This is a genomic window from Microtetraspora malaysiensis (assembly GCF_001528665.1).
Classification (GTDB): domain Bacteria; phylum Actinomycetota; class Actinomycetes; order Streptosporangiales; family Streptosporangiaceae; genus Microtetraspora_A; species Microtetraspora_A malaysiensis.
This window is the reverse complement of sequence record NZ_BBYJ01000008.1, coordinates 366,807-387,838: the sequence shown is the minus strand read 5'-3', so window position 1 is coordinate 387,838 and position 21,032 is coordinate 366,807. Positions and strand designations below refer to the sequence as shown.

Below are 21,032 nucleotides of genomic sequence, written 5' to 3'. Positions count from 1 at the left end.
GTAATGAACCATGGCAAACTTCACGCATGACGACGACCCCCACCAAAATCCCCATAGATGTGTCCCGCGTGCAGCGACGCGTGCTCGGCGTGCTGTCCGCGGCGCAGATCGTCAGCGGGGCGGGCGTCGCCGTCGGCCTGGCCCTCAGCTCCCTGGTCGTGAGCCGGCTGTCCGGCTCCACGGTGATCGCCGGGTTCGCCGGGACCGCCACCGTGCTCGGCGCGGCGCTGCTCGCGTTGCCCACCGCCCGGGCCGCCGGGCGGGGCGGACGGCGGGCCGGGCTGACCCTCGCCTACGTCTGCGCCCTGCTGGGCTCGATCGTCGCGGTCGTGGCGATCGGGCTGGAGTCGTGGCAGCTCCTGCTCGCCGGTCTCGTCCTGGTCGGCGGCGGCAGCGCGGGCAATCTGGCCGCCCGCTACTCCGCGACCGACCTGGCCCCGCCCGGGCACGCCGCCCGCCACCTCTCCCTGGTGGTCTGGGCCTCCACCATCGGCACCGTGGCCGGGCCCAACCTGGTCAAGCCCGCGCAGGCGGTGGCCGAGCCTCTGGGACTGACCGGGGCCGCCGGGCCGTTCGCCCTCTCCGCGCTCACCTTCGCGGTGACCGCGCTGATCGTCGCCATCGGGCTGCGGCCCGACCCGTTCATCCTCGCCCGGCGGATCGCCGCGCCGCCCGCCGAGCCCACCGACCTCGCCGAGCCCACCGAATCCGCGACGCCCACCGAATCCGCGAGGCCCGCCGCCGCGCGGGACGCGGGTGGCCGGACGCTCCGCACCGCCTGGGAGGTGCTCCGCCGCTCGCCGCAGGCCCGTCGCGCGCTCGCCGGCATCGCGGTCAGCCACACCGCCATGGTGTCGGTCATGTCCATGACGCCGGTCCACCTCGACCACGAGGGCGCCTCCATCTCGGTCATCGGCATCGTGATCAGCGTCCACATCGCCGGCATGTACGTGCTGTCCCCGCTCGTCGGCTGGCTCGCGGACCGGATCGGCAGGCGGAACGTCATGCTCATCGGCATGGGCGTCCTGATCTGCGCCGCCGTCCTCGCCGGATCGGGGGGCCACCGCGTGACCCAGGTCGGCGCGGGGCTCATCCTGCTCGGCATCGGCTGGTCGTGCGGGCTCGTCTCCGGCTCGGCGATGCTGACCGACGCGGTGGAGATCGCGCACCGCCCGGCCGTCCAGGGCCTGTCCGACCTCCTGATGAACGTCTGCGGCGCCACCGGGACGATCCTGGCCGGAGCGGTCGTCGGCTTCGCCGGCTACGGCGTCCTGGGAGCCGCCGTCGCCGTGCTCATCGGCCTGTTCGCCGTCTGGCTCGTCGTCGCCGCCCGCCGCCTCACCCCGGCCACCGAGCGCCCGGCCGCCACCTGAACCGCCACCCGGAACCGGAGGGCATCCCCGCGGTCACCGACCAGCGTTCCTGAACGTGAAGAGTGCCTTTGACGGGGCGCTGACAGGACCTTCGGCGAGCCCTGCGCTTCCCGTGCGAAGGCACTTCTCCGCACTGTGTGTTCATCAACAGCAGGCGGGGGTATCGGCCGACGCGGACGACGCGACGACCGCCCCACCGGCCGTGGCGGACCCGGCGAACAGCAAGGCGGCCGTCAGGCGTAGCAACGTGCGCTTCATGGGATCTCCTTCGTTGGCAACGGTGGCCGCCCCGGTCCGGGAGGGTGGATCCGGCGACGACCGCGTCCCGGTTCGGAGACGACGATGCGCGGCCGACCCTGGAGAACCCTTGCGAACAACCTTGAATTCCGCCGTGACCCGCGGCGACGGGGCGGTATGCGTACCTCGGTCGCCGGAACGGCGAGGGCGGCACTACTTGGCGTCGGCGTAGCGGGCGACCGCGACCGCCTCCATCGGGAAGCGGACCGGCGTCGCGCCGAACAGCAGCCGGGTCGCCTCCTCGGCCGCCGCCGCCACCGCCGCCCGGACCTCGTCGGCCAGGTTGAGCGGGCAGTGCACCATGACCTCGTCGTGCTGGAAGAACACCAGCCGGGCCGGCTCCGGCAGCCGCCCGCGCAGCACCGCCATGAGCGTCGCCGCCCACTCGGCGGCGGTGGCCTGGACGACGAAGTTACGGGTGAACCGGCCGCGGTCGCGGGCGGCCCGCGTGCCGTCCGGCCCGGAGACCAGCTCCCGCCACCGGGCGGACGGCTGCGGGCAGGTGCGGCCGAGCCACGACCTGACCAGCCGCCCCTCCTCGCCCGCGCGCGCCGCGTCCTCCACGAACGCGTACGCCTTCGGAAAGCGCTGCCGCATCACGGCGAGCAGCTTGGGCGCGTCGCCGCTGGTGCCGCCGTACATCGCGGACAGCATGGCGATCTTGGCGGAGTCGCGCTCGCCGCCGAACGCCTGGGCCAGCGCGGCGTACAGGTCGATCTCGCCCGCCGCCATGGCCAGCCCCCGGTCGCCGGCCATCGCGGCGAGCACCCGGGGTTCGAGCTGGGCGGCGTCGGCGACCACCAGCGACCATCCGGGGTCGGCCGTCACGACCCGGCGCATGACCTTGGGGATCTGCAGCGCGCCGCCGCCGCTCGTCGCCCACCGCCCGGACACGACGCCGGCCACCACGTACTCGCCGCGGAAGCGGTTGCCGCGCACCCACTGGTCGGCCCAGACCCAGCCGTGGAAGCTGTACAGCCGGGCCAGCTCCTTGTACGCGAGCAGCGGGGCCACGCCCGGATGGTCGACGCCCGCCAGGACGCGCGACCTGGTCGACGGGATCTGGATGCCCGCGCCCTTGAACGCCTTGACGATCTGCTGCGGGGAGTCGGGGTTGACGGGATGGCCGAAGGCGGCGGAGATCTCGTCCGCGAGCGCCTGAAGCCGGGACGGGCGCATCCCGTGGACCGGACGCGGGCCGAGCAGCTCGGTCAGCAGCGCGTCGTGCACGTCCTCACGCCACGGCATGCCGTCGTGGCCCATCTCGGCCGCGATCAGCGCGCCCGCCGACTCCGCCGCCACCAGCAGCCGGAACCGCCCCGGGTGGCCGGTGCGCGCGATCCGGGCGAGCTGGTCCTCGTACACCTCGCCGACGAGGTCGATCTCCGCGACCTCCGGGGCCGCCCGCCCGGGCACCTCGGGCTCGAACAGGCTTCCCTGCGTCGCCTGGCCCGGCTCCGCCGTCTCGTCCCGGTCCGGCGGCACCGGGAGCCCCCGCAGCCGCGCGTACGCCGCCTCGGCCGACCGGGGCTCGCCGTACCGGCCGTCGGCGCCGAGCAGCAGCGCCTCGGTGAGCGCGATGTCGTGGCACCGCGACAGCCGTACGCCCCGGGCGAGCAGGCCGGGGTAGATCCGCCGCGCGTCCGCCCAGACCCATCGGGGGCGAGCGACCGCCTCCAGCTCGCGCACCGCCTCCGCCAGGTCGCCGACCCGTTCCGCCGGACCGCCGAGGGGACGGATCGTCCCCCCGCCCTCCGGATCCACCGCGACCAGCACCTGCACCCGCCCAGCCTGCCAGGCGCCACCGACATTCCGCCGCGCCGCCCCTGCCCACCTGGTGGGATGTCCACGAATCTGGCCGGGCCGGTCACTTCGCCCGAAGGAACCCGCGCTCCTCGCGAAGCCCGCTGCGCTCCCTCGATCCCGATGAACGTGTGCGAACAGCGCGCCACGCGGGCTCAGGACGGGGTGGCGGCCAGGCTGATCTCGATCTCGTCCTCCAGCGGAGGGTCGACCTCCTGGGCGAGGCATCCGGTGGCGGCCAGGCAGCGGATCCGCAGCACGTCCCCGCTGACCGACAGGTGCAGGAAGTTCTTGAAGAACGGGGGCGTGTCCCAGTCGGAGAGCTCGGAGATCCACCGGTGGAAGACCCGGCCCACGGGCAGATGGAACGGCATCGGCCAGCCGCCGAGGATCCGGGCCGCCCACCTCATCCGCGCCGTGATCCGCACCGGCGGCGTGCCGTTCGAGGCGGCGGCGATCGTGCGCGGCGGGATGTTGCCGACCTGCCGCGACATCAGGGCGAGTCCCTCGTCCGGGGTGAGGTACAGCCAGCGCATGCGCAGCCGCCTGCTGTACAGCAGGCTGTAGAACGACAGCGAGTCGCCGCGCAGCGGATAGCACTTGAAGTCGTCCTCGTGGACGCCGCCGACGTCGACGCGCGGGATGGTGTGGGTGGCGTGCATGAACGCGCCGCCGCCGCCCGAGACGACGTACTGGATGACGCGGTCGCCGACCCGCACCGGGAAGCGTTGGTAGTTGTGGACGTCGCCGCCGATCGCCGCCACGTAGTTGTGCGCCGGGTCGCGGACGATCTCGTCCACGGTCCCCCCGCCCTGGATCTCGCAGGGGTGGTACTCGTTGCGCACGTAGATGGGCTTGCCGGTGATCAGGATCTTCGGCCGCGGGTCGGCGGAGACCCGGCGCAGCCACTCCCCCTGCTCGCGGTCGATGTCGCCGCGGATGCCGGTGTCGATCCCCACGAGGAGGAGCCGCCCGAGGTCCAGCACCCAGTACGGCGCGGGAATGGCCGCCCGCTGCTCCGGCGCCGAGCGCATCTCGCGGGCCTCGGCCAGCGCCGCCTCGTCGATCTTCTCGGGCCTCTTCCACAGCAGCCCCCGCAGCCCGGAGCTCTGCCGCGGCTCGGGCAGCGGCGGGGCGTCGCAGAAGACCCGCATGAAGCCGCCCAGCCCGTCGTACCAGTCGTGGTTCCCCGGCACGGCGTAGATCGGCGCCCGATAGTCCTTGTACGGCCGGAAGAACTTGTCGCGGTACTCGTTGCCGGAGCCGGTCGGGTAGATCACGTCGCTGGCGATGACCGCGAACGCGGTGCCGTCGCCCGCCTTGAGCAGGCCGGGAACGACGGCGTACTGGGAGGCGTCGCCCTCTCCGGTGTCGCCGAGCACCAGGAACGCGAAGTCCTCCCCCACGTCCTGAACTATCCGGAAATCGGGGTCCACGCCGCGCTCGCGCTGCGCCTCGACCCAGCGGTGGCGCACCTCGCCTGAGGGGTCGCCGAACAGCTGGGCGAGGATCTCGTTACGCGACCTCCAGAGCGTGCGCGGCCGCAGCCAGGTGAAGGTCGTCTCGTTCGGCCGCAGACTCTGGAACGCGCCGATCCGCTGGCAGTTCCAGCCCGCCCCCGCCTCCGAGACGCGCGAGGACTGCCGCGCGCTCCGGGACGTGCGCGAACCGGCGTCGACATCCACATCGGCCATGACCCAATCTTTGCCTGATCATGGCCGGCGCCGCTACGAGATCAAGATTCCCGGGTTGAGAATCCCGTCCGGGTCGAGGCGCTCCTTGACACCCCGCAGGACGGCGACGCCCAGCTCCCCGATCTCCAGCGCGTACGCCCCGAGGTGGTCGCGGCCGACGCCGTGGTGGTGCGAGACGGTGCCGCCCGCCTGGCCGATCGCGTCGTTGACCGTCCCCTTGGCCGACTCCCACTGGGCGACCGGGTCGTCCGACTGCGCGGTCACCACGGTGAAGTACAGCGAGGCCCCGGTGGCGTACACGTGGGACACGTGGCACATGATCAGCGGTGCCCCCAGGGAGGCCGTCAGCGCCTCCCGTACGGCCTCGTAGAGGCGCGGGAGGCCGGACCAGAAGCAGGCGGTCTCCAGCGTCTCCACGGTGGCTCCGGCGGCGAGCAGCGAGTCGCGCAGATAGGGCGCGGAGTAGCGGCCGTGCGCCCACTTCTCCCCCGGCTCGGGGCCGAGGGGGACGCCCCCCGTCTCGGCCAGCGTCGCCGCCGCCCGCTCCCGCCGGTAGGCCACGTCGCCGGGCGTGCCCTCATACCCGGCGATCACCAGGCAGCCGGGCTCGGAGGCGAGCGTGCCGAGCTCCTCCGGGCGGGCCAGGCCGACCATGGTCTCGGTCTCGTCCGACAGCCGCAGCACGGTCGGCGCGGCCCCCTCCTGCGCCAGCCGGCGCAGCGCGGCGGCCCCCGCCGGGAACGACGCGAACCGCCACCCCTCGTACGCCCGGACCTCGGGCACGGGCCGTACGCGGAGGCGGAGCGAGGTGATCACGCCGAACGCCCCCTCGGAGCCGAGGATCACCTGGCGCAGGTCCGGCCCGGCGGCGGACTTGGGCGCGCGGCCGAGGTCGAGCGCGCCCTGGGGCGTGGCCACGGTCAGGCCGACCACCATGTCGTCGAAGCGGCCGTACCCCGCCGACGCCTGGCCGCTGGAGCGGGCCGCCGCGAAGCCGCCGAGGGTCGCGTACTCGAAGGACTGCGGGAAGTGGCCGAGCGTGAAGCCGTGCTCCGCGAGCAGCCGCTCGGCCTCCGGGGCGCGCACGCCGGGCTCGAACTCCGCGACCATGGACTCGGCGTCGACGGAGACCAGCCGGTCGAGCCGCGCCACGTCGAGCGCTACGACGCCGGCGAACCCGTCGCGCGCGGCGACCAGGCCGCCGACGACCGACGTCCCGCCGCCGAACGGCACGACCGCGACGCGGTGCTCCGCGCACACCCGCAGCACCTCGGCCACCTCGTCGTGCGAGCCGGGCAGTACGACCGCGTCGGGCGCGTCCGAGGCGTCTCCCGCGCGCATCCGCAGCAGGTCCGGGGTGGACTTTCCGCGCGTGTGCCGGATCCGCGTCTCGTCGTCGACGCGCAGGTACTCTTCGCCGACGGCCGCCGACAGCGCCTTCAGGGCGGCCGGGGACAGCGTGGACGCGGGCGGCCGCACCTCGTCGAGGGCCGCGGCCGGGGTCTCGGGCATTCGGACGCCCAGCAGGTCGGCGAGCAGCCGTCGTACGGGCGAGGGCAGCTCGGCGGCCTTGGCGGGGTCTCCCCATCCGGACCAGAGCATCTGCGCGGGGGGCTGCGGTGGTTCCACGACGTCACCTCTGAGGCTAGGTTACTAAAGAGTAATAGATGAGGATTTAGGAGTTGCGTTGGACTCCTCCCTGAACGCGACGCGGCGTGCCCGCGAGCTCGCGGAGATCCGGGACTGCGTGGTGGACGTGCTCGTCGTGGGCCTCGGGGCCACCGGCGCGGGAGCGGCGCTCGACGCGGCCGCGCGCGGGCTGTCGGTCGCCGCGATCGACGCCCACGACCTCGCCTTCGGCACCTCACGATGGAGTTCCAAGCTGATCCACGGCGGCCTGCGCTACCTGGCCAGCGGACAGGTCGGGGTGGCCCGGGAGAGCGCGGTCGAGCGGGGTGCGCTGCTCCGCCACACCGCGCCCCACCTGGTGCGGGCGCATCCGTACCTGCTGCCGCTCACCCCCGCGGTGCGGTCGGCGCAGGCCCGGTTCGTGATGGCCGGCTACCGCCTGGGCGACGGGCTGCGCGTCGCCGCCGGGACCCCGCGCCCGCTGCTTCCCGGGCCGTCGCGGCTGACCGCGGAGCGGACGCTCCGCCTGGCGCCCGCCCTGCGCGCGGACGGCCTGCGCGGCGCGCTCCTGTCCTGGGACGGCCGGGTCGTGGACGACGCCCGGCTGGTGGTCGCGATCGCCCGTACGGCCGCCGCCCACGGCGCCCGCGTCCTCACCCGGTGCCGCGCGCTCGCGCTGTCCGGCGACGGCGCCCAGGTGCGGGACGAGCTGACCGGCGCCGAGTTCGGCGTCAGGGCGCGTGCGGTGATCAACGCGACCGGGGTGTGGGCCGGCGGCCTGTCCCCCGAGGTGGAGCTGCGCCCGTCGCGCGGGACCCACCTCGTGCTGCGCCCCGGCGCCCTCGGCGGCCTCGGGGCCGGGCTGCACGTCCCGATCCCGGGTGAGCGGAACCGGTTCGCGCTCGTCCTCCCCCAGGCCGACGGGCGGATCTACGTGGGCCTCACGGACGAGCCGGTGGACGGTCCGGTACCCGACGTCCCGGAGGCCCCCGAAAGCGACGTGGCGTTCCTTCTGGACGTCCTGAACTCGGTCCTGCGCGAGCCGGTACGGCGGGCCGACGTGGCCGGCGCCTTCGCCGGGCTGCGCCCCCTCCTCACCGCGGGGGACGCGCCGGACGACCCGGACGGCGGGCGCACGTCCGACCTGTCCCGGCGGCACGCCGTGATCACCTCGCGCGACGGCGTCGTGACCGTGGTCGGCGGCAAGCTCACCACCTACCGGAGGATGGCCGAGGACGCGGTCGACGCGGCCTGTCCCACGGCGCCGCGCAGCCGGACCGCCCGGCTGCCGCTGGTGGGCGCGCGGCCCGCTCCGGGCGCGGAGGCGCGGCACCCCGGCGTGTCGCCCGCCGACCTGGTCGCGCGGTACGGCTGGGAGGCCGGGGCCGTGCAGGAGCTGGCGCGGCGCGATCCGGCGCTGGGCGAGACGGTCGCCGCCGGGATCACCCGCGCCGAGCTGGTGTGGGCGGTGCGGCACGAGGGCGCGCTCGACGTGGACGACCTGCTCGACCGGCGGACCAGGATCGGCCTGGTCCCCGAGGACCGCGCGGCGGCGCTCCCCGCCGCCGAGGCGGCCCTCGCGCTCGGTCCCGAAGGAGCGATCCCGCCGGGCCGCACCGGAACGCGTGCGCGGGGTGACGGAACGCGACCGGCGGGACAAGTGTGACGAGGATCTCCATACGGGGCCGTTGACGTGACGTGGAGGGGGAAGTTGTGACCCCCGCACGCGCCCGCTCGATAGCGAATCGATAAGGTTAGTCTTACCTAATCCCATCGGCCGTGCGCGGGAACCCCCGGCGCGCGGACCGCGACGAGGACGGACGAGTGGGAGAACGAACCGGCATGGCGAATGGGTGCGGACACGCCGCCTCGCTGCACACGGGCGAGGCGCCGATTCTCGCCAGCGCGACGGTCGGCGCCCGATCTTGGCTGCTCATCGAGCATTCCGGCCCCTGGGCGGCGTACCTCGACGAGTGCCGGCTCCCCGACGACACGCGGGCCCTGATCGAGCGGGCCACCGCCCTCGGCATCCGGCCGCAGCTCATCCGCCGGCCCGGCCGGCGCGCCGCCGCGAGCGGCCCGCTGCACGTGTTCGTCGCCTCGTCGGCGGGCCCCCGGCCGTGGATCGCGGAGGGCACGTTCGAACGGTCCAACGATCTTGACCTGGGCTCACTCGTGCACGGAGTGGTTCCGGAGTCCTGCATACTGGTGAACGAGCCGGTGTTCCTCGTGTGCACCCACGCCAAGCGCAACGCTTGTTGTGCGCGTCTCGGGCTCCCGCTCGCGCGGTTCCTCGACGAGAACCTCCCGGGCAATGTGTGGGAAACCACCCATGTGGGCGGCGATCGATACGCCGCTAACCTCGTATGCTTGCCACACGGGCTTTACTACGGCAGCATGTCTCAGGCTGCTGCGATCGCGGCGGCAAACGCGTACCGGAACGGCGAGGTCGTCCTTGACCGTTACCGGGGGCGCGCGGGTATCCCTGAGCCACTGCAAGCCGCCGAGCATTTCGTCCGTGCACATACGGGCGAGCTCTCGGTCAGCGGGGTGGCCGTGGAATCCTCCCGGTCGGAAGGCAACGCCACCGTGTGCATCGTGCACCACACGAAGCCTGGTGGTCTGTCGCGCTTTCGGGTAGTGGTCGAGCCAGCGGTGTTCGCGGCACCGTGCGGCACGACCTGCACCGAAGAGATCTCGACCTACAGGCTGGCGGAGCTGAGCGAGCTCAGTCCAGTACCGGCCTGAGGCTCTGCGAAGAGCTGGGAACACCACGGCAAATCCCGGCGTTGGACCCAGGGACGCCACAAGCGCCCGATGCGGCACAAACACGAAATACCTCTCACCAAAGGTGGTTTCTCATGTCTCAGGTACGTCGGCAGCTCGCCCGCCCGCGCCCCAGTTGGGGTTGGCAGGATGATGCCGCGTGCCGGGGAGAGGACCTTGTGCTGTTCTTCGGTCCCGACGGTGAGCGTCAGCCGGAGCGCGACATTCGCGAGCGCAAGGCCAAGGCCATCTGCGCTCAGTGCCCTGTGCGTGCCGAGTGCCTCGACTACGCCCTTTCCCGTCCTGAGAAGTACGGCACCTGGGGCGGGCTGAACGAGGACGAGCGCGCTTCCGAGCGTCGCCGCCGGATGCGCCGCGCCGCGAGCGCCGGCATCAGCGCGGTCGCCTGAACCGTCTGAACGTCTCCCCCGACACGCGTCACACGAGGCCGCCGGGCCGTTCTCCCCGCCGATACCCCAACACGGCGGGCGGAACGCCCGGCGGTTTCGTCTGTCCACCGGGCGTTCCGCGCGATTCCGGCGCGGCTACGGACGATTCCGGCCCGGCTGGCGCCACGCCTTGTGGAGGATCTTCCACTTGCGCGTCTCCTCACTGCGGAGCCGCGCGTCGCTGCGCCGGGCCATCCACGCCGCCTCGCGCTGGAGCTTGAACCAGCTCTCCAGCCGCCGCTCGGGCAGCTCGCCCGCCTCCACCGCCGCCTGTACGGCACAGCCGGGCTCGCCGCCGTGCGAGCAGTCGCCGAACCGGCAGCCCTCCGCGAGCTCCTCGATGTCGGAGAAGACCAGGTCAACGCCGTCGTTCATGGCGTACAGGCCGACCCGGCGGATGCCCGGGGTGTCGATGATCAGCCCGCCGCCGGACAGCGGGATCAGCTCGCGATGGACGGTGGTGTGCCGTCCCCGGCCGTCGGCCGCGCGTACCTGCTGGGTCTCCATGACGTCCTCTCCGGCGAGCGCGTTCACCAGGGTGGACTTGCCGGCGCCCGAGGGGCCGAGAATGACGGCGGTCTTCGCGCCGTGCAGGTAGGCCCGCACCACGTCGACCCCCTCCCCCGTCTGTGCGCACAACGCGTGCACGTCCACGCCGGGGGCGGCGGCCCGTACGTCGGCGAGCAGCTCGTCGAGCCCGAGCTCGAACAGGTCGGCCTTGGTGATGAGCACCACGGGCACGCCCCCGCTCTCCCAGGCGAGGGCCACCAGCCGCTCGATCCGCCCGAGGTCCGCGAAGTCGGTCGAATGCATGGACGGCTCGGCCACGAACACGACGTCCACGTTGGCGGCGAGGACCTGGCCCTGCCCGTCGCCGGAGAGCCCGCCCCGCGAGTCCCTGCTGACGCCGCCGCGGACGAAGGCCGACGACCTGGGGAGCACCGCGTCCAGCTCGTAGCGGCCCTCGGGCAGCGCCGCGAGGGCGACCCAGTCGCCGACGCAGGGCAGACTGACGGGGTCCTCGGCGGCGGCGCGGCGGATCCGGGCGCTGTAGCGGGCCTGGAACTGGCCCTCGGCCGCGATGACCTCGGCGGCGCCCCGGTCGACGCGGGCGACCCGGGCGGGGACGGTGCCGGCGGGAAGCGGCAGCGCGTCGTTCCAGCCGAGAAGAGAAAGATCGATGGAACCGGAGAACGAACCGGAATTCAACTGGGTGACACCCTTCGGAAACGGGTGCCCAGTGATCGTCTAGAGGGGCACCCGGAGGTTGACGGACGGCATGGTCATCAGAAAGACCCGCATAGTCGTCACCTCCCTAGAGTGCAGGCCGCGTCCGAAGCGCGGCGTCGGAAGAACATTAGCGCATCCCCGGCGCGTCCCCGCAACCGATTTTTCGCCATAAAACACCGCAACCACGCCCCCTTTCGAGGGCGTGGTCACGCGTACGCGATGGTCCGGCGCCGGCGTCAGGACAGGCCGGGGGCCGGGAACTTGGCGGTCAGCTCGCTGACCTCGTTGTGGACCCGGGCGATGACGTCCTCCGCGTCGCCCTTGGCGACCGCGGTGACGACCTCGTCGATCCAGGCGCCGACCTGGCGCATCTCCGCCTCGCCCATGCCGCGCGAGGTGACCGAGGGGGTGCCGATGCGGATGCCCGACGGGTCGAACGGCTTGCGCGTGTCGAACGGGACGGCGTTGTAGTTGGTCTCCAGGCCCGCCCGGTCGAGCGCCTGGGCGGCGGGCTTGCCACCGACGCCCTTGGGGGTCAGGTCCATCAGGATCAGGTGGTTGTCGGTGCCGCCGGAGACCAGGTCGAAGCCGCGGGAGGCCAACTCCTCGGCGAGCGCCTTGGCGTTCTTCACGACCTGCGCCGCGTACGCCTTGAACTCCGCCTGGGACGCCTCACGCAGCGCGACCGCGATCGCGGCGGTGGTGTGGTTGTGCGGGCCGCCCTGCAGGCCGGGGAAGACCGCCTTGTTCAGCGCGGTGGCGTGCTCGTCGGAGGTGGCCATCAGCATGGCGCCGCGCGGGCCGCGCAGCGTCTTGTGCGTCGTCGTGGAGATCACGTCGGCGTACCCGACCGGCGACGGGTGCGCGCCACCCGCGACGAGGCCGGCGATGTGCGCGATGTCGGCGGCGAGGACCGCGTCCACCTCGCGGGCGATCTCGGCGAACGCCGGGAAGTCGATGGTGCGCGGGATGGCGGTGCCGCCGCAGAAGATCAGCTTGGGCCGGTGCTCAAGCGCCAGGGCGCGCACCTCGTCCATGTCGATGCGGCCGGTGTCCTTGCGCACGCCGTATCGGACGGGGTTGAACCACTTGCCGGTCGCGGAGACCGACCAGCCGTGCGTGAGGTGGCCGCCGAACGGCAGGCCCATGCCGAGCACGGTGTCGCCGGGCTTCAGGAACGCCAGGTAGATCGCGAGGTTGGCCGGCGAGCCGGAGTAGGGCTGCACGTTGGCGTGGTTCACGCCGAACAGTGCCTTGGCCCGGTCGATGGCGATCGTCTCGATCTGGTCGATGACCTGCTGGCCCTCGTAGTACCGCTTGCCGGGGTAGCCCTCGGAGTACTTGTTCGTCAGGACGGTGCCGGTGGCTTCAAGCACGGCCCGGGAGACGTAGTTCTCCGAGGCGATGAGCTTGACCGTGTCGGCCTGCCGCCGCTCCTCGGCCCTGATCAGCTCGGCGATCTCGGGATCGACGACGTTCAACGAGTTCTCAGCCATTGGCGCCTTTCCTTGTCAACATCGACAGCCGCGGTGACCCAGGCGCACGGCCTCCGCACGTTCGCTCCCCGGTGGTGCCCCACCTAGCACATGCCCGAGGGCACGTCAGCGCCAGTCGCGACCCTTCCCACCCTATCTGAGCCCCGGATACGGCTCACGCCGCCCGAGGCCGGAACGTTCCGGCCTGGGGTGGCCCGCCGGCCTCCGGACGAGGCGGCCTCAGTCCGCCTGGCGGCGTGTGGTGCCCGCCAGGGGCCACATGCGGTCCACCTCGGCGTTGAGCGTGGCGCCGATGAGCACGGCGAGCGCCGTGATGTACAGCCAGAGCAGGACGGCGATCGGCGCCGCGAGCGAGCCGTAGATCGACAGCGGCGTGAACCAGGCGGCGAGCACCTCGCGCAGGACGGAGCCGCAGACGATCCAGATGATGAGCGCGAGCACCGCCCCCGGAACCTCGCGCCACCAGCGCGTCCGCATCGGGACGCTCACGTGGTAGAGCAGGGTCAGCATGACCACCGAGCCGACGATCACCACGGGCCAGTAGAGGATCGCGATGAGCGTGCTGTAGCCCGGCAGCGCCTCCGCGAGCAGCGTCGGGCCGATGACCAGCACCGGCATGACGACCAGCCCGATGAGCAGGGCGGCCAGATAGAGCCCGAAGGACAGGACCCGGGTGCGGATGATCCCCCGGGTCTCGCCCAGGCCGTACGCGATGGAGATGAGGTCCACGTACACGAAGAGGGCCCGCGAGCCCGACCACAGCGAAAGTAGGAAGCCCACCGAGATGAGCGAGACCTGTCCCCCGGCGAGCACGTCGTTGAGCAGGGGCAGGACGACCCGGTCCACGGTGTTGGCGGTGAAGAGCAGCTCGGACTGGTCGATCACCCATTGCTTGATCCGCAGGACGGTCTCGGCGCCGAGGAGGCCGCTCAGGTGGCCCATCACGCCGAGCAGCCCGAGCACGAACGGCGGCAGGGACAGGAGTGCGAAGAAGGCCGCCTCTCCCGCGAGGCCCGTGACTCGGTAGTTGACCCCCGCCATGGTGGTGGCCTTGGCGAGCGCCCACGCGTTGGACCCGCGCACCCAGTCCAGGCGGGCCCGGGCGCGCGCCATGCCCCGGCGCGAGTTGCGTCTCGGCCGGTGTGTGTGCGCGTCCGCGGACGTCATGGCATCTAACCGTATTCGTACTGGCGGGGTGTCATGACACCGATGAGTGAACCGGCGACTACCCGTTACCGGGCGGAATAGTACGGACTGTCGACGTCCACGATACGGGCGCCGAGCGGCAGGAGCGATACCGGGATCATCTTGAGGTTGGCGATGCCCAGCGGGATGCCGATGATCGACACGAACAGCGGGATGGCCGTGATGACGTGCCCGATCGCCAGCCAGATCCCGGCGAAGACCAGCCAGATGACGTTCCCGATCGCGGACATGACGCCCGCATCGGGATCCCGCACGACGGTGCGCCCGAACGGCCACAGCGCGTACGCCGCGATCCGGAAGGACGCGATGCCGAACGGGATGGTGATGATCAAGATGCAGCAGATGATCCCGGCGACCACGTAGCCCAGGGCGAGCCACACACCGGCGAAGACCAGCCAGATGACGTTCAGCAGTGTCCGCATATCTCAATCATGACGCACGTCACCTTCCGCCGGTTTGGCGATCTTCCCGGACTTCTCCCTGATTTTGGGTACTTTTCGGCCTTAGGCGGTCTTCCGCGTCCCGGGCTCCCGCCCCGGTCCCGGCGGCCCGGCGTACGCCTGCGCGATGGACATCCACTCGCGGGCGATGTCGCCGGTCACGGACAGCGAGGTGTCGGCGACGTTGGAGCGCTGCGTGACGACGAGGCAGAAGTCCTGGACCGGACCGCGCACCGCGTCCGCGGCGCCCTCAGGTCCGGCGACCCACAGGGTGCCGTCCGGCATGGCGAGCTCCACCCGGACCGGCCGCGCGGGCGCCTGCCGCCCGCGCACCGCGAAGCCGTACGGCATGGCGCGCACGCCCAGCAGGGCCACGTGGCGCAGCCGCGTGGTGGGGGCGCGGTCGATCCCGAGCGTGTCCGCGACGTCCTGGCCGTGCGCCCAGGTCTCCATCAGCCGGGCGGTCGCGAACGAGGCGGGCGACATGTCGGGGCCGTACCACGGGAGCCGGGTGGCGGGATCGGCCGCGCGCAACGCCCGGATCATCCGGGCCCTGGCGGTGTCGAACCATTCGAGGAGCGCCGCCGGGGCGAGCCCGCGCGCGGCGGCGACCTGGTCGTCCATGGCGGACTCCACGCGCGCCATCAGCTCCGCGCGGGCGGCGCGGAACCCGTCCGGGTCGGTCAGCGCCGAGGTGGCCGCGTCGTCGAACCAGGCCAGATGGCTGATCTGGTCGCGGACGACCCAGCCCTCGGAGGGAGTGGGAAGCTCCCAGCCGGGAAGGTCGAGAACGCGGACCATCTCACGCAGCTCCGCCGTCTCGGCGCTCAGGTCGATGATCAGTTCGGACATCAGATCGGACGTGGGAACGGCCATGACACCTCCTGGACGGCGAGCGTAACCGAATCTTCTTCTACTGAAAACGGGGGAAATCATGATCTGCGACGCCTGCAAGGACCGGCGGCACGAGAACTGCCGCGGCGACTCCTGGTGCGACTGCCAGCACCACGAACCGCCCGCCCTGCCCGGCGCGAACGAGCCCGCCCAGAACTGGATCAGCCAGGGCTGACCCGCGCCCGGCCGGGCGTCCCGCGGGCCGCTCACATGGGCGCATGTCGTCCAGATGTCATGCGCGTTTCGTCCACATGGTGAAACCTAACTTGGACATCACGGACGCCCCGGGTATCGTTTGCTCCATGCCAGCGGACCCGTTGCTCGTCGTGCGACGCCACGTCGACCTTCTGCGTGTCCGCAGCGCCATCTGTATCGACGCCCGTTGATCGTCGCCCATCTTTTCTGACAGTGGGCGCGTGAGCAGGCGTCCTTTTTCGTTTTCGCCCCCGCACTCGACGATGAGGCGGGCGGCCGCCTGAGGCACGCGTCCGGGGTCGCGCCGTGCGTGACCTTCGCCCGGTTTTTCTCCCGGCCCGTTTCGCATCCCTCGGATCAAAGGACGCCCTCATGAGCACCCCGGCCCGCCCGGCGAACCGCCACCACAAGCGCCCGCGCGGCGAAGGCCAGTGGGCTCTCGGTTACCGTGAGCCGCTGAACAAGAACGAGGAGAACAAGAAGGCCGACGACGGGCTCAACGTCCGTCAGCGGATCATCGACGTCTACTCCAAGCACGGGTTCGACTCGATCGACCCCGCCGACCTGCGCGGCCGCATGCGCTGGTACGGCCTCTACACGCAGCGCAGGCCTGGGATCGACGGGGGCAAGACCGCGGTCCTGCCCCCGGAGGAGCTCGACGACCGCTACTTCATGCTCCGCGTGCGCATCGACGGCGGTCGGCTCGACCTGGACCAGCTCCGGACGATCGCCGACATCTCCAACGAGTACGCCAGGGGCACGGCCGACATCACCGACCGGCAGAACATCCAGCTCCACTGGGTCGAGATCGAGTCGGTCCCGGACATCTGGAAGCGCCTGGAGGCCGTCGGCCTGTCCACGACCGAGGCGTGCGGCGACACGCCACGCGTGATCATGGGCTGCCCGCTCGCCGGGATCGACGCCGGCGAGGTGATCGACGGCACCGCCCAGATCGACGACATCGCCACCCGGTACATCGGCGACACGGCGTTCTCCAACCTGCCGCGCAAGTTCAAGACCGCGATCAGCGGATGCACCGCGCAGTGCACGGTCCACGAGATCAACGACATCGCGTTCGTCGGCGTGGTCCGCGACGGCGAGGCCGGATTCGACGTCTGGGTCGGCGGCGGGCTGTCCACCAACCCGATGTTCGCCAAGCGGCTCGGCGCGTTCGTCCGGCCCGAGCAGGTGCACGAGGTGTGGGCCGGAGTCTGCGGGATCTTCCGCGACTACGGCTACCGCCGGCTCCGCCACCGCGCCCGGATCAAGTTCCTGATCAACGACTGGGGCGCGGAGCGGTTCCGCGAGATCCTGGAGACCGAGTACCTCGGCTACCGGCTGCCCGACGGACCCGCTCCCGAGGAGCCGCGCGGCGGCCGCCGCGACCACGTCGGCGTCTTCCCGCAGAAGGACGGCAACTTCTACGTCGGGTTCGCGCCCAGGGTGGGCCGGGTGAACGGCGACACGCTGCACCGGATCGCCGACATCGCCGAGCGGCACGGCTCCCGCCGGGTCCACACCACGGTCGAGCAGAAGATGGTCATCCTCGACGTCGCGCCCGACCGGGTCGAGTCGATCGTCGCCGAGCTGGAGGCGGCCGACCTGCGGGTCACCCCGTCCACGTTCCGCCGCCAGACGATGGCCTGCACCGGCATCGAGTACTGCAAGCTCGCGATCGTCGAGACCAAGGCGACCGCGTCCCGGCTGATCGACGAGCTGGAGGCCCGGCTGCCGGACTTCGCCGAGCCGCTCACGATCAACGTCAACGGCTGCCCGAACTCCTGCGCCCGCATCCAGGTGGCCGACATCGGGCTCAAGGGCCAGCTCGTGGTGAACGACGAGGGCGAGCAGGTCGAGGGCTTCCAGGTCCACCTGGGCGGCTCGATCGGGCTGAACCCCAACTTCGGCCGCAAGGTCCGCGGGCTGAAGGCCACCGCGGAGGAGCTCCCCGACTACGTGGAGCGCGTGGTGCGCAACTTCGAGAAGCAGAAGAACGACGGCGAGACGTTCTCCGAGTGGGTCCACCGGGCCGACGAGGCGGACCTCAAGTGACGGCCACCCCGGGGCGGAGCCGATCATGAGCGAGCGAATCCATAAGGGCAGTGCGATTCGCGAATGCGACTCCGAGCCGCCAGGCGAGGAGGGGTCATGAGCGAGCGCGCGGCTCCCTACTACTGCCCCTACTGCGGCGACGAAGACCTTGAGCCGTATGCCTCCGAAGAGGAGAGCTACGGCTGGTACTGCCGCTCGTGCGCCCGCGCCTTCCGGGTGAAGTTCCTCGGCATCGGCGTACGGCACAGCTAGTCCCCTCGAAGTACGACGTTTGAGGAGTAGTCATGACCCTGGTGGAGATAGAGGAAGGTCTTGAACGCCAGCGCGGCGTGCTCGACCTGCAGAGCATCGTCGAGTCCGCCGCGCGGTTCCTTGAGGACGCGCCCGCCCGCGAGATCATCCGGTGGGCGGCGGCCACGTTCGGCGACCGCCTCTGTCTCACCTCCTCGATGAGCGACGCGTTGCTGATCGACCTGGTGAGCCGGGTCAAGCCCGGCGTCGACGTGCTGTTCATCGACACCGGCTACCACTTCGCCGAGACGATCGGCACCCGTGACGCGGTCGAGGCGGTCTACAACGTCAACGTGATCAACGTGACGCCGTCCCGCACGGTCGCGGAGCAGGACCGCGACCTCGGGCCCCGGCTGCACGGCCGCAACCCCGACCTGTGCTGCTACCTGCGCAAGGTGGAGCCGCTCAACCGGGCGCTCGAACCGTACCTCGCCTGGGTCTCGGGCATCCGGCGCGACGAGTCGCCGACCCGGGCGAACACCAAGGTCGTCGAGTGGGACGCCAAGCGCCAGATGGTCAAGATCAACCCGATCACGCGGTGGACCCAGGAGGAGGTCGACAACTACATCGCCGACAACGGGGTGCTGATCAACCCGCTGCACTACGACGACTACCCCTCGATCGGGTGCGCGCCCTGCACCCGGCGGGTCGCGCCCGGCGAGGACCCGCGCAGCGGCCGGTGGGCCGGGCTCGGCAAGATCGAGTGCGGCATCCACCTCTGACCGCCCGTCGCCGCCCCGTCCGCGCCAGAGGAGACCTGGAAGAGCCGCCCGTGAACGCCCATCCGACCGCACCGCCGCTGATCGCCGTGGCGCACGGGTCCCGCGACCCGCGCGCCGCCACGGCGGTCGAGGCCCTGCTCGACGGCGTACGGCTCGCGCGGCCCGACCTGGACGTGCGGACGGCCTACCTGGACCACGCGCCGCCGACCCTCGCCCGAGCCCTTTCGGGGCTGGACGAGGCCGTCGTGCTGCCGCTGCTGCTCACGGCGGCCTACCACAGCCGGGTGGACATTCCGGCCGCGCTGCGGGAGGCGTCCGCCCGCCGCCCTCTCCTGCGGGCCCGGCTCGGGCCGACGCTCGGCCCCCACCCGCTGCTGGTCGCCGCCCTGGAGCGCCGCCTGGCGGAGGCCAGGGTCGAGGCGGGCGACCCCGAGACGGCGGTCGTGCTGGTCTCCGCCGGTTCGAGCGACCCCCGCGCCAATGCCGTGGTGGCCCGGGTGGCGCGCTCCTGGGCGCGGCGCCGCTCCTGGTGGTCGGTGACCGCCGCCTACGCCTCGGCCGCCGCCCCGGCCCCCGCGGACGAGGTCGTACGGCTGTCGCGCGCCGGAGCGCCCCGGGTGGTCGTCGCCCCCTATCTGCTGGCCCCCGGCCACTTCGCGGACAAGGTCCGCCGCGACACGCTGGCGGCCGGCGCGGACCGGGTCGCCGATGTCCTCGGCCCGGCCCCCGAGCTCGTCACGCTCCTGCTCGAACGCTACGAGCAGGCCGTCCGCCGACCGGAACCCGCCGCGACCGCCTAGAACCACCCAGAGCAATATTTCAACTACCCATCGTGTCGTTTCGGCTACAAAGCAGGGTGCGCGGCTCTACGGTGACCTCGTGAAACGCATGATGGAAGCTATGGAACGCATCGGAGTCACCGAGTTCGCCGACCACGCCGCGGACTGCCTCGACAAGGCCCTGGCGGGCGAGACCATCGAGGTGATCAAGGACGGCCGCACCGTCGCGCGGCTGGTTCCCGTGCCTGGACCGACGACGATCCTCGACGAATGGGTGGCCCAAGGCCGAGCCACCCCGGGATCGGGGAACCTGCGCGAGTTCCTTGAGCAGGTGGACACCGAGCCGTACGACGACGTCAACGCCGCGGAAGAGCTCATCCGCATGAGGGAGGAGGAGCGTCTGCGGACAGCGCTCTAGGAGAAGCGGGGAACCATGTCCCACACGGTCACGCTCCAGTCGGCCTGGTACGGCCTGGCCTTCGCCACGACGGCGTCGCTCTCCTCCGGGCGGAGTCTGGTCCATTTGGGCCACACCTCACCGGGCACATCTTTCGCCGGGACCACCAGCACCTCGACCGTGTTCAGCCCGTTCTTCCCCCATGAGGAGTAGTGGTCGAAGACCTGGCCATCGAACCGCTTCCCCTCGAACCTGCCGCAGGGCTGGTCATCCGCCCGGATCCCGTTCATCCAGACGATGGCGTACGAGGGGGCGTCGGGGCACCTGATCTGGAGGGCGGGGATGCCCTTCCCGTTCCGGTAGGTGAAGCGTTGTTTCTCGCCGGCCCGTTGGTACTTCCGCTCCGCGAGCTTCCCCACCGACCTGTACATGGACGCGCGCGGCGACGTCGAGGGCTCGGGCTGGGCCATGACCGCGGTCCAGATGTCGTCGGGGACCTCGGCGGTGACGGTGCGCGGGACCGTCAGGACACCGGCGACCGCCAGACCGGCGGTGAGGACGCCGGTCACGGCGGCCAAGCGGCGCCGCCTGATGCGCCGCGCCCGCCGTTCAACGTCGGCCACGGCCACGCCGCGGCCGGGGCCGTCCCCGCTGCCGGCGGCCAGGATGTCGCGAAGGTCGGATTCGGTGATGGCCATCATCGGCTCCCCAGGTTGGTCGCGGCGCGTGCCGCGGGATCGACGCGCAGCTTGGCCAGCGCCCTGCTCGCCTGGCTCCGTACGGTCGCGACCGAACATCCGAGGATTTCGCCGATCTCCGTGTCCGGCAGGTCGGCGAAGTACCGCAGCACGATCACGGCGCGCTGCCGGGGCGGGAGGCCGTCAACCGCCTGCCGTACGGCGTCGCGCGCGCCGACCAGGTCGGCCTCGTCGGCGACCGCGGTGTCGGGCAGGTCGGCGGCCGGGACCTCGGCCCGCCATCTGCGCCGCCACCAGGAGGCGTGCGTGTTCGTCAGGATGCGGTAGACGTACGGGTCGGGGTTGTCGCCGACCCTCCTCCAGGCCAGCCATGCCCGGGCGAGCGCGGTCTGCAGCAGGTCCTCGGCCGTCGCCCAGTCGCGGCACAGCAGGTACGCCGTACGGAGCAGGCGAGCCGACCGCTGCTCAACGTAGCGTTCGAAATCCGCCCGATTCCGCATGGAGCCCTCATTCGTTCGGTGAGACCGTCACCGATCACTACTCCCGAACCGGGGCAAGGTGTTGCACGCGGGCGCGAACGCGAAGATCTCAGCGCTGGCCGAGGGAACGGAGCGGAAGGGA

20 protein-coding genes and 1 riboswitch are annotated in these 21,032 nt (G+C 71.9%); of the genes, 10 read left to right on the top strand and 10 right to left on the bottom strand.

Features of this window, described 5'->3' with window-relative positions; all coding sequences use genetic code 11:
- Positions 1-26: 26 nt before the first annotated feature.
- The gene (locus AWQ71_RS11995) at positions 27-1,373 is read left to right on the top strand and encodes an MFS transporter (protein ID WP_067131385.1); all 1,347 of its coding nucleotides are present in this window, start codon (positions 27-29) and stop codon (positions 1,371-1,373) included.
- Between the two features lie 450 nt (positions 1,374-1,823).
- Here the strand turns inward: AWQ71_RS11995 and AWQ71_RS11990 are convergent, their stop codons facing one another.
- From AWQ71_RS11990 to AWQ71_RS11980, 3 genes are all read right to left on the bottom strand, one after another.
- Positions 1,824-3,452: a bifunctional 3'-5' exonuclease/DNA polymerase gene (locus AWQ71_RS11990; protein WP_067131382.1), complete on the bottom strand. Its 1,629-nt coding sequence runs from the start codon at positions 3,450-3,452 to the stop codon at positions 1,824-1,826.
- A 176-nt stretch (positions 3,453-3,628) separates the two neighbouring features.
- The gene (locus tag AWQ71_RS11985; RefSeq protein WP_067131378.1) at positions 3,629-5,167 is read right to left on the bottom strand and encodes a metallophosphoesterase family protein; all 1,539 of its coding nucleotides are present in this window, start codon (positions 5,165-5,167) and stop codon (positions 3,629-3,631) included.
- A gap of 33 nt (positions 5,168-5,200) precedes the next feature.
- On the bottom strand, positions 5,201-6,769 hold the full coding sequence (locus tag AWQ71_RS11980) for an FAD-binding oxidoreductase (RefSeq protein ID WP_067131375.1): 1,569 nt from the start codon (positions 6,767-6,769) through the stop codon (positions 5,201-5,203).
- Between the two features lie 85 nt (positions 6,770-6,854).
- Here AWQ71_RS11980 and AWQ71_RS11975 point away from each other — a divergent pair, with 85 nt between their 5' ends.
- From AWQ71_RS11975 to AWQ71_RS11965, 3 genes are all read left to right on the top strand, one after another.
- Complete coding sequence (locus AWQ71_RS11975; RefSeq protein ID WP_084258795.1) at positions 6,855-8,462, top strand: glycerol-3-phosphate dehydrogenase/oxidase; 1,608 nt, start codon at positions 6,855-6,857, stop codon at positions 8,460-8,462.
- Positions 8,463-8,620: 158 nt separating this feature from the next.
- A complete protein-coding gene (locus tag AWQ71_RS11970) occupies positions 8,621-9,544 on the top strand; it encodes a ferredoxin family protein (RefSeq protein WP_245658228.1) in 924 nt (307 codons plus the stop codon).
- A 113-nt stretch (positions 9,545-9,657) separates the two neighbouring features.
- On the top strand, positions 9,658-9,972 hold the full coding sequence (locus AWQ71_RS11965) for a WhiB family transcriptional regulator (RefSeq protein ID WP_076434697.1): 315 nt from the start codon (positions 9,658-9,660) through the stop codon (positions 9,970-9,972).
- A 135-nt stretch (positions 9,973-10,107) separates the two neighbouring features.
- On the opposite strand, the gene rsgA is transcribed toward AWQ71_RS11965, so the two are convergent.
- The 5 genes from rsgA to AWQ71_RS11940 all read right to left on the bottom strand — a co-directional run bounded on the left by rsgA (position 10,108) and on the right by AWQ71_RS11940 (position 15,259).
- Positions 10,108-11,220, bottom strand: coding sequence for a ribosome small subunit-dependent GTPase A (rsgA, locus tag AWQ71_RS11960; RefSeq protein ID WP_067131369.1), 1,113 nt, complete (start codon positions 11,218-11,220; stop codon positions 10,108-10,110).
- A gap of 257 nt (positions 11,221-11,477) precedes the next feature.
- Complete coding sequence (gene glyA / locus AWQ71_RS11955) at positions 11,478-12,737, bottom strand: serine hydroxymethyltransferase (protein WP_067131366.1); 1,260 nt, start codon at positions 12,735-12,737, stop codon at positions 11,478-11,480.
- Between the two features lie 29 nt (positions 12,738-12,766).
- Positions 12,767-12,866: riboswitch (ZMP/ZTP riboswitch) on the bottom strand.
- A 90-nt stretch (positions 12,867-12,956) separates the two neighbouring features.
- Entirely contained in the window at positions 12,957-13,904 is a 948-nt protein-coding gene (locus AWQ71_RS11950; protein WP_084258794.1) for a YihY/virulence factor BrkB family protein, read from the bottom strand.
- Positions 13,905-13,969: 65 nt separating this feature from the next.
- The gene (locus tag AWQ71_RS11945; RefSeq protein WP_067131363.1) at positions 13,970-14,365 is read right to left on the bottom strand and encodes a YccF domain-containing protein; all 396 of its coding nucleotides are present in this window, start codon (positions 14,363-14,365) and stop codon (positions 13,970-13,972) included.
- An 81-nt stretch (positions 14,366-14,446) separates the two neighbouring features.
- Positions 14,447-15,259, bottom strand: a complete 813-nt coding sequence (locus AWQ71_RS11940; RefSeq protein WP_067131360.1) for a TIGR03084 family metal-binding protein — start codon at positions 15,257-15,259, stop codon at positions 14,447-14,449.
- A gap of 58 nt (positions 15,260-15,317) precedes the next feature.
- Here AWQ71_RS11940 and AWQ71_RS44355 point away from each other — a divergent pair, with 58 nt between their 5' ends.
- From AWQ71_RS44355 to AWQ71_RS11915, 6 genes are all read left to right on the top strand, one after another.
- Positions 15,318-15,452: a hypothetical protein gene (locus tag AWQ71_RS44355; RefSeq protein ID WP_281196051.1), complete on the top strand. Its 135-nt coding sequence runs from the start codon at positions 15,318-15,320 to the stop codon at positions 15,450-15,452.
- Positions 15,453-15,844: 392 nt separating this feature from the next.
- Complete coding sequence (locus AWQ71_RS11935; RefSeq protein WP_067131357.1) at positions 15,845-17,524, top strand: nitrite/sulfite reductase; 1,680 nt, start codon at positions 15,845-15,847, stop codon at positions 17,522-17,524.
- Positions 17,525-17,620: 96 nt separating this feature from the next.
- Entirely contained in the window at positions 17,621-17,776 is a 156-nt protein-coding gene (locus tag AWQ71_RS11930; protein WP_067131354.1) for a DpnI domain-containing protein, read from the top strand.
- A gap of 32 nt (positions 17,777-17,808) precedes the next feature.
- Positions 17,809-18,537, top strand: coding sequence for a phosphoadenylyl-sulfate reductase (locus AWQ71_RS11925; protein ID WP_067131351.1), 729 nt, complete (start codon positions 17,809-17,811; stop codon positions 18,535-18,537).
- 50 nt (positions 18,538-18,587) lie between these two features.
- Positions 18,588-19,337 (top strand): sirohydrochlorin chelatase, encoded by a 750-nt coding sequence (locus tag AWQ71_RS11920; RefSeq protein WP_067131346.1) that lies wholly within the window; start codon positions 18,588-18,590, stop codon positions 19,335-19,337.
- 100 nt (positions 19,338-19,437) lie between these two features.
- Positions 19,438-19,734, top strand: coding sequence for a type II toxin-antitoxin system Phd/YefM family antitoxin (locus AWQ71_RS11915; protein ID WP_067131343.1), 297 nt, complete (start codon positions 19,438-19,440; stop codon positions 19,732-19,734).
- On the opposite strand, the gene AWQ71_RS11910 is transcribed toward AWQ71_RS11915, so the two are convergent.
- A complete protein-coding gene (locus tag AWQ71_RS11910) occupies positions 19,731-20,411 on the bottom strand; it encodes a hypothetical protein (protein WP_067131339.1) in 681 nt (226 codons plus the stop codon). The two genes, AWQ71_RS11915 and AWQ71_RS11910, sit on opposite strands and share 4 nt — an antisense overlap.
- The gene (locus tag AWQ71_RS11905) at positions 20,411-20,911 is read right to left on the bottom strand and encodes a SigE family RNA polymerase sigma factor (RefSeq protein ID WP_067131336.1); all 501 of its coding nucleotides are present in this window, start codon (positions 20,909-20,911) and stop codon (positions 20,411-20,413) included. Before AWQ71_RS11905 ends, AWQ71_RS11910 begins: the two co-directional genes overlap by 1 nt.
- Between the last annotated feature and the right edge of the window lie 121 nt (positions 20,912-21,032).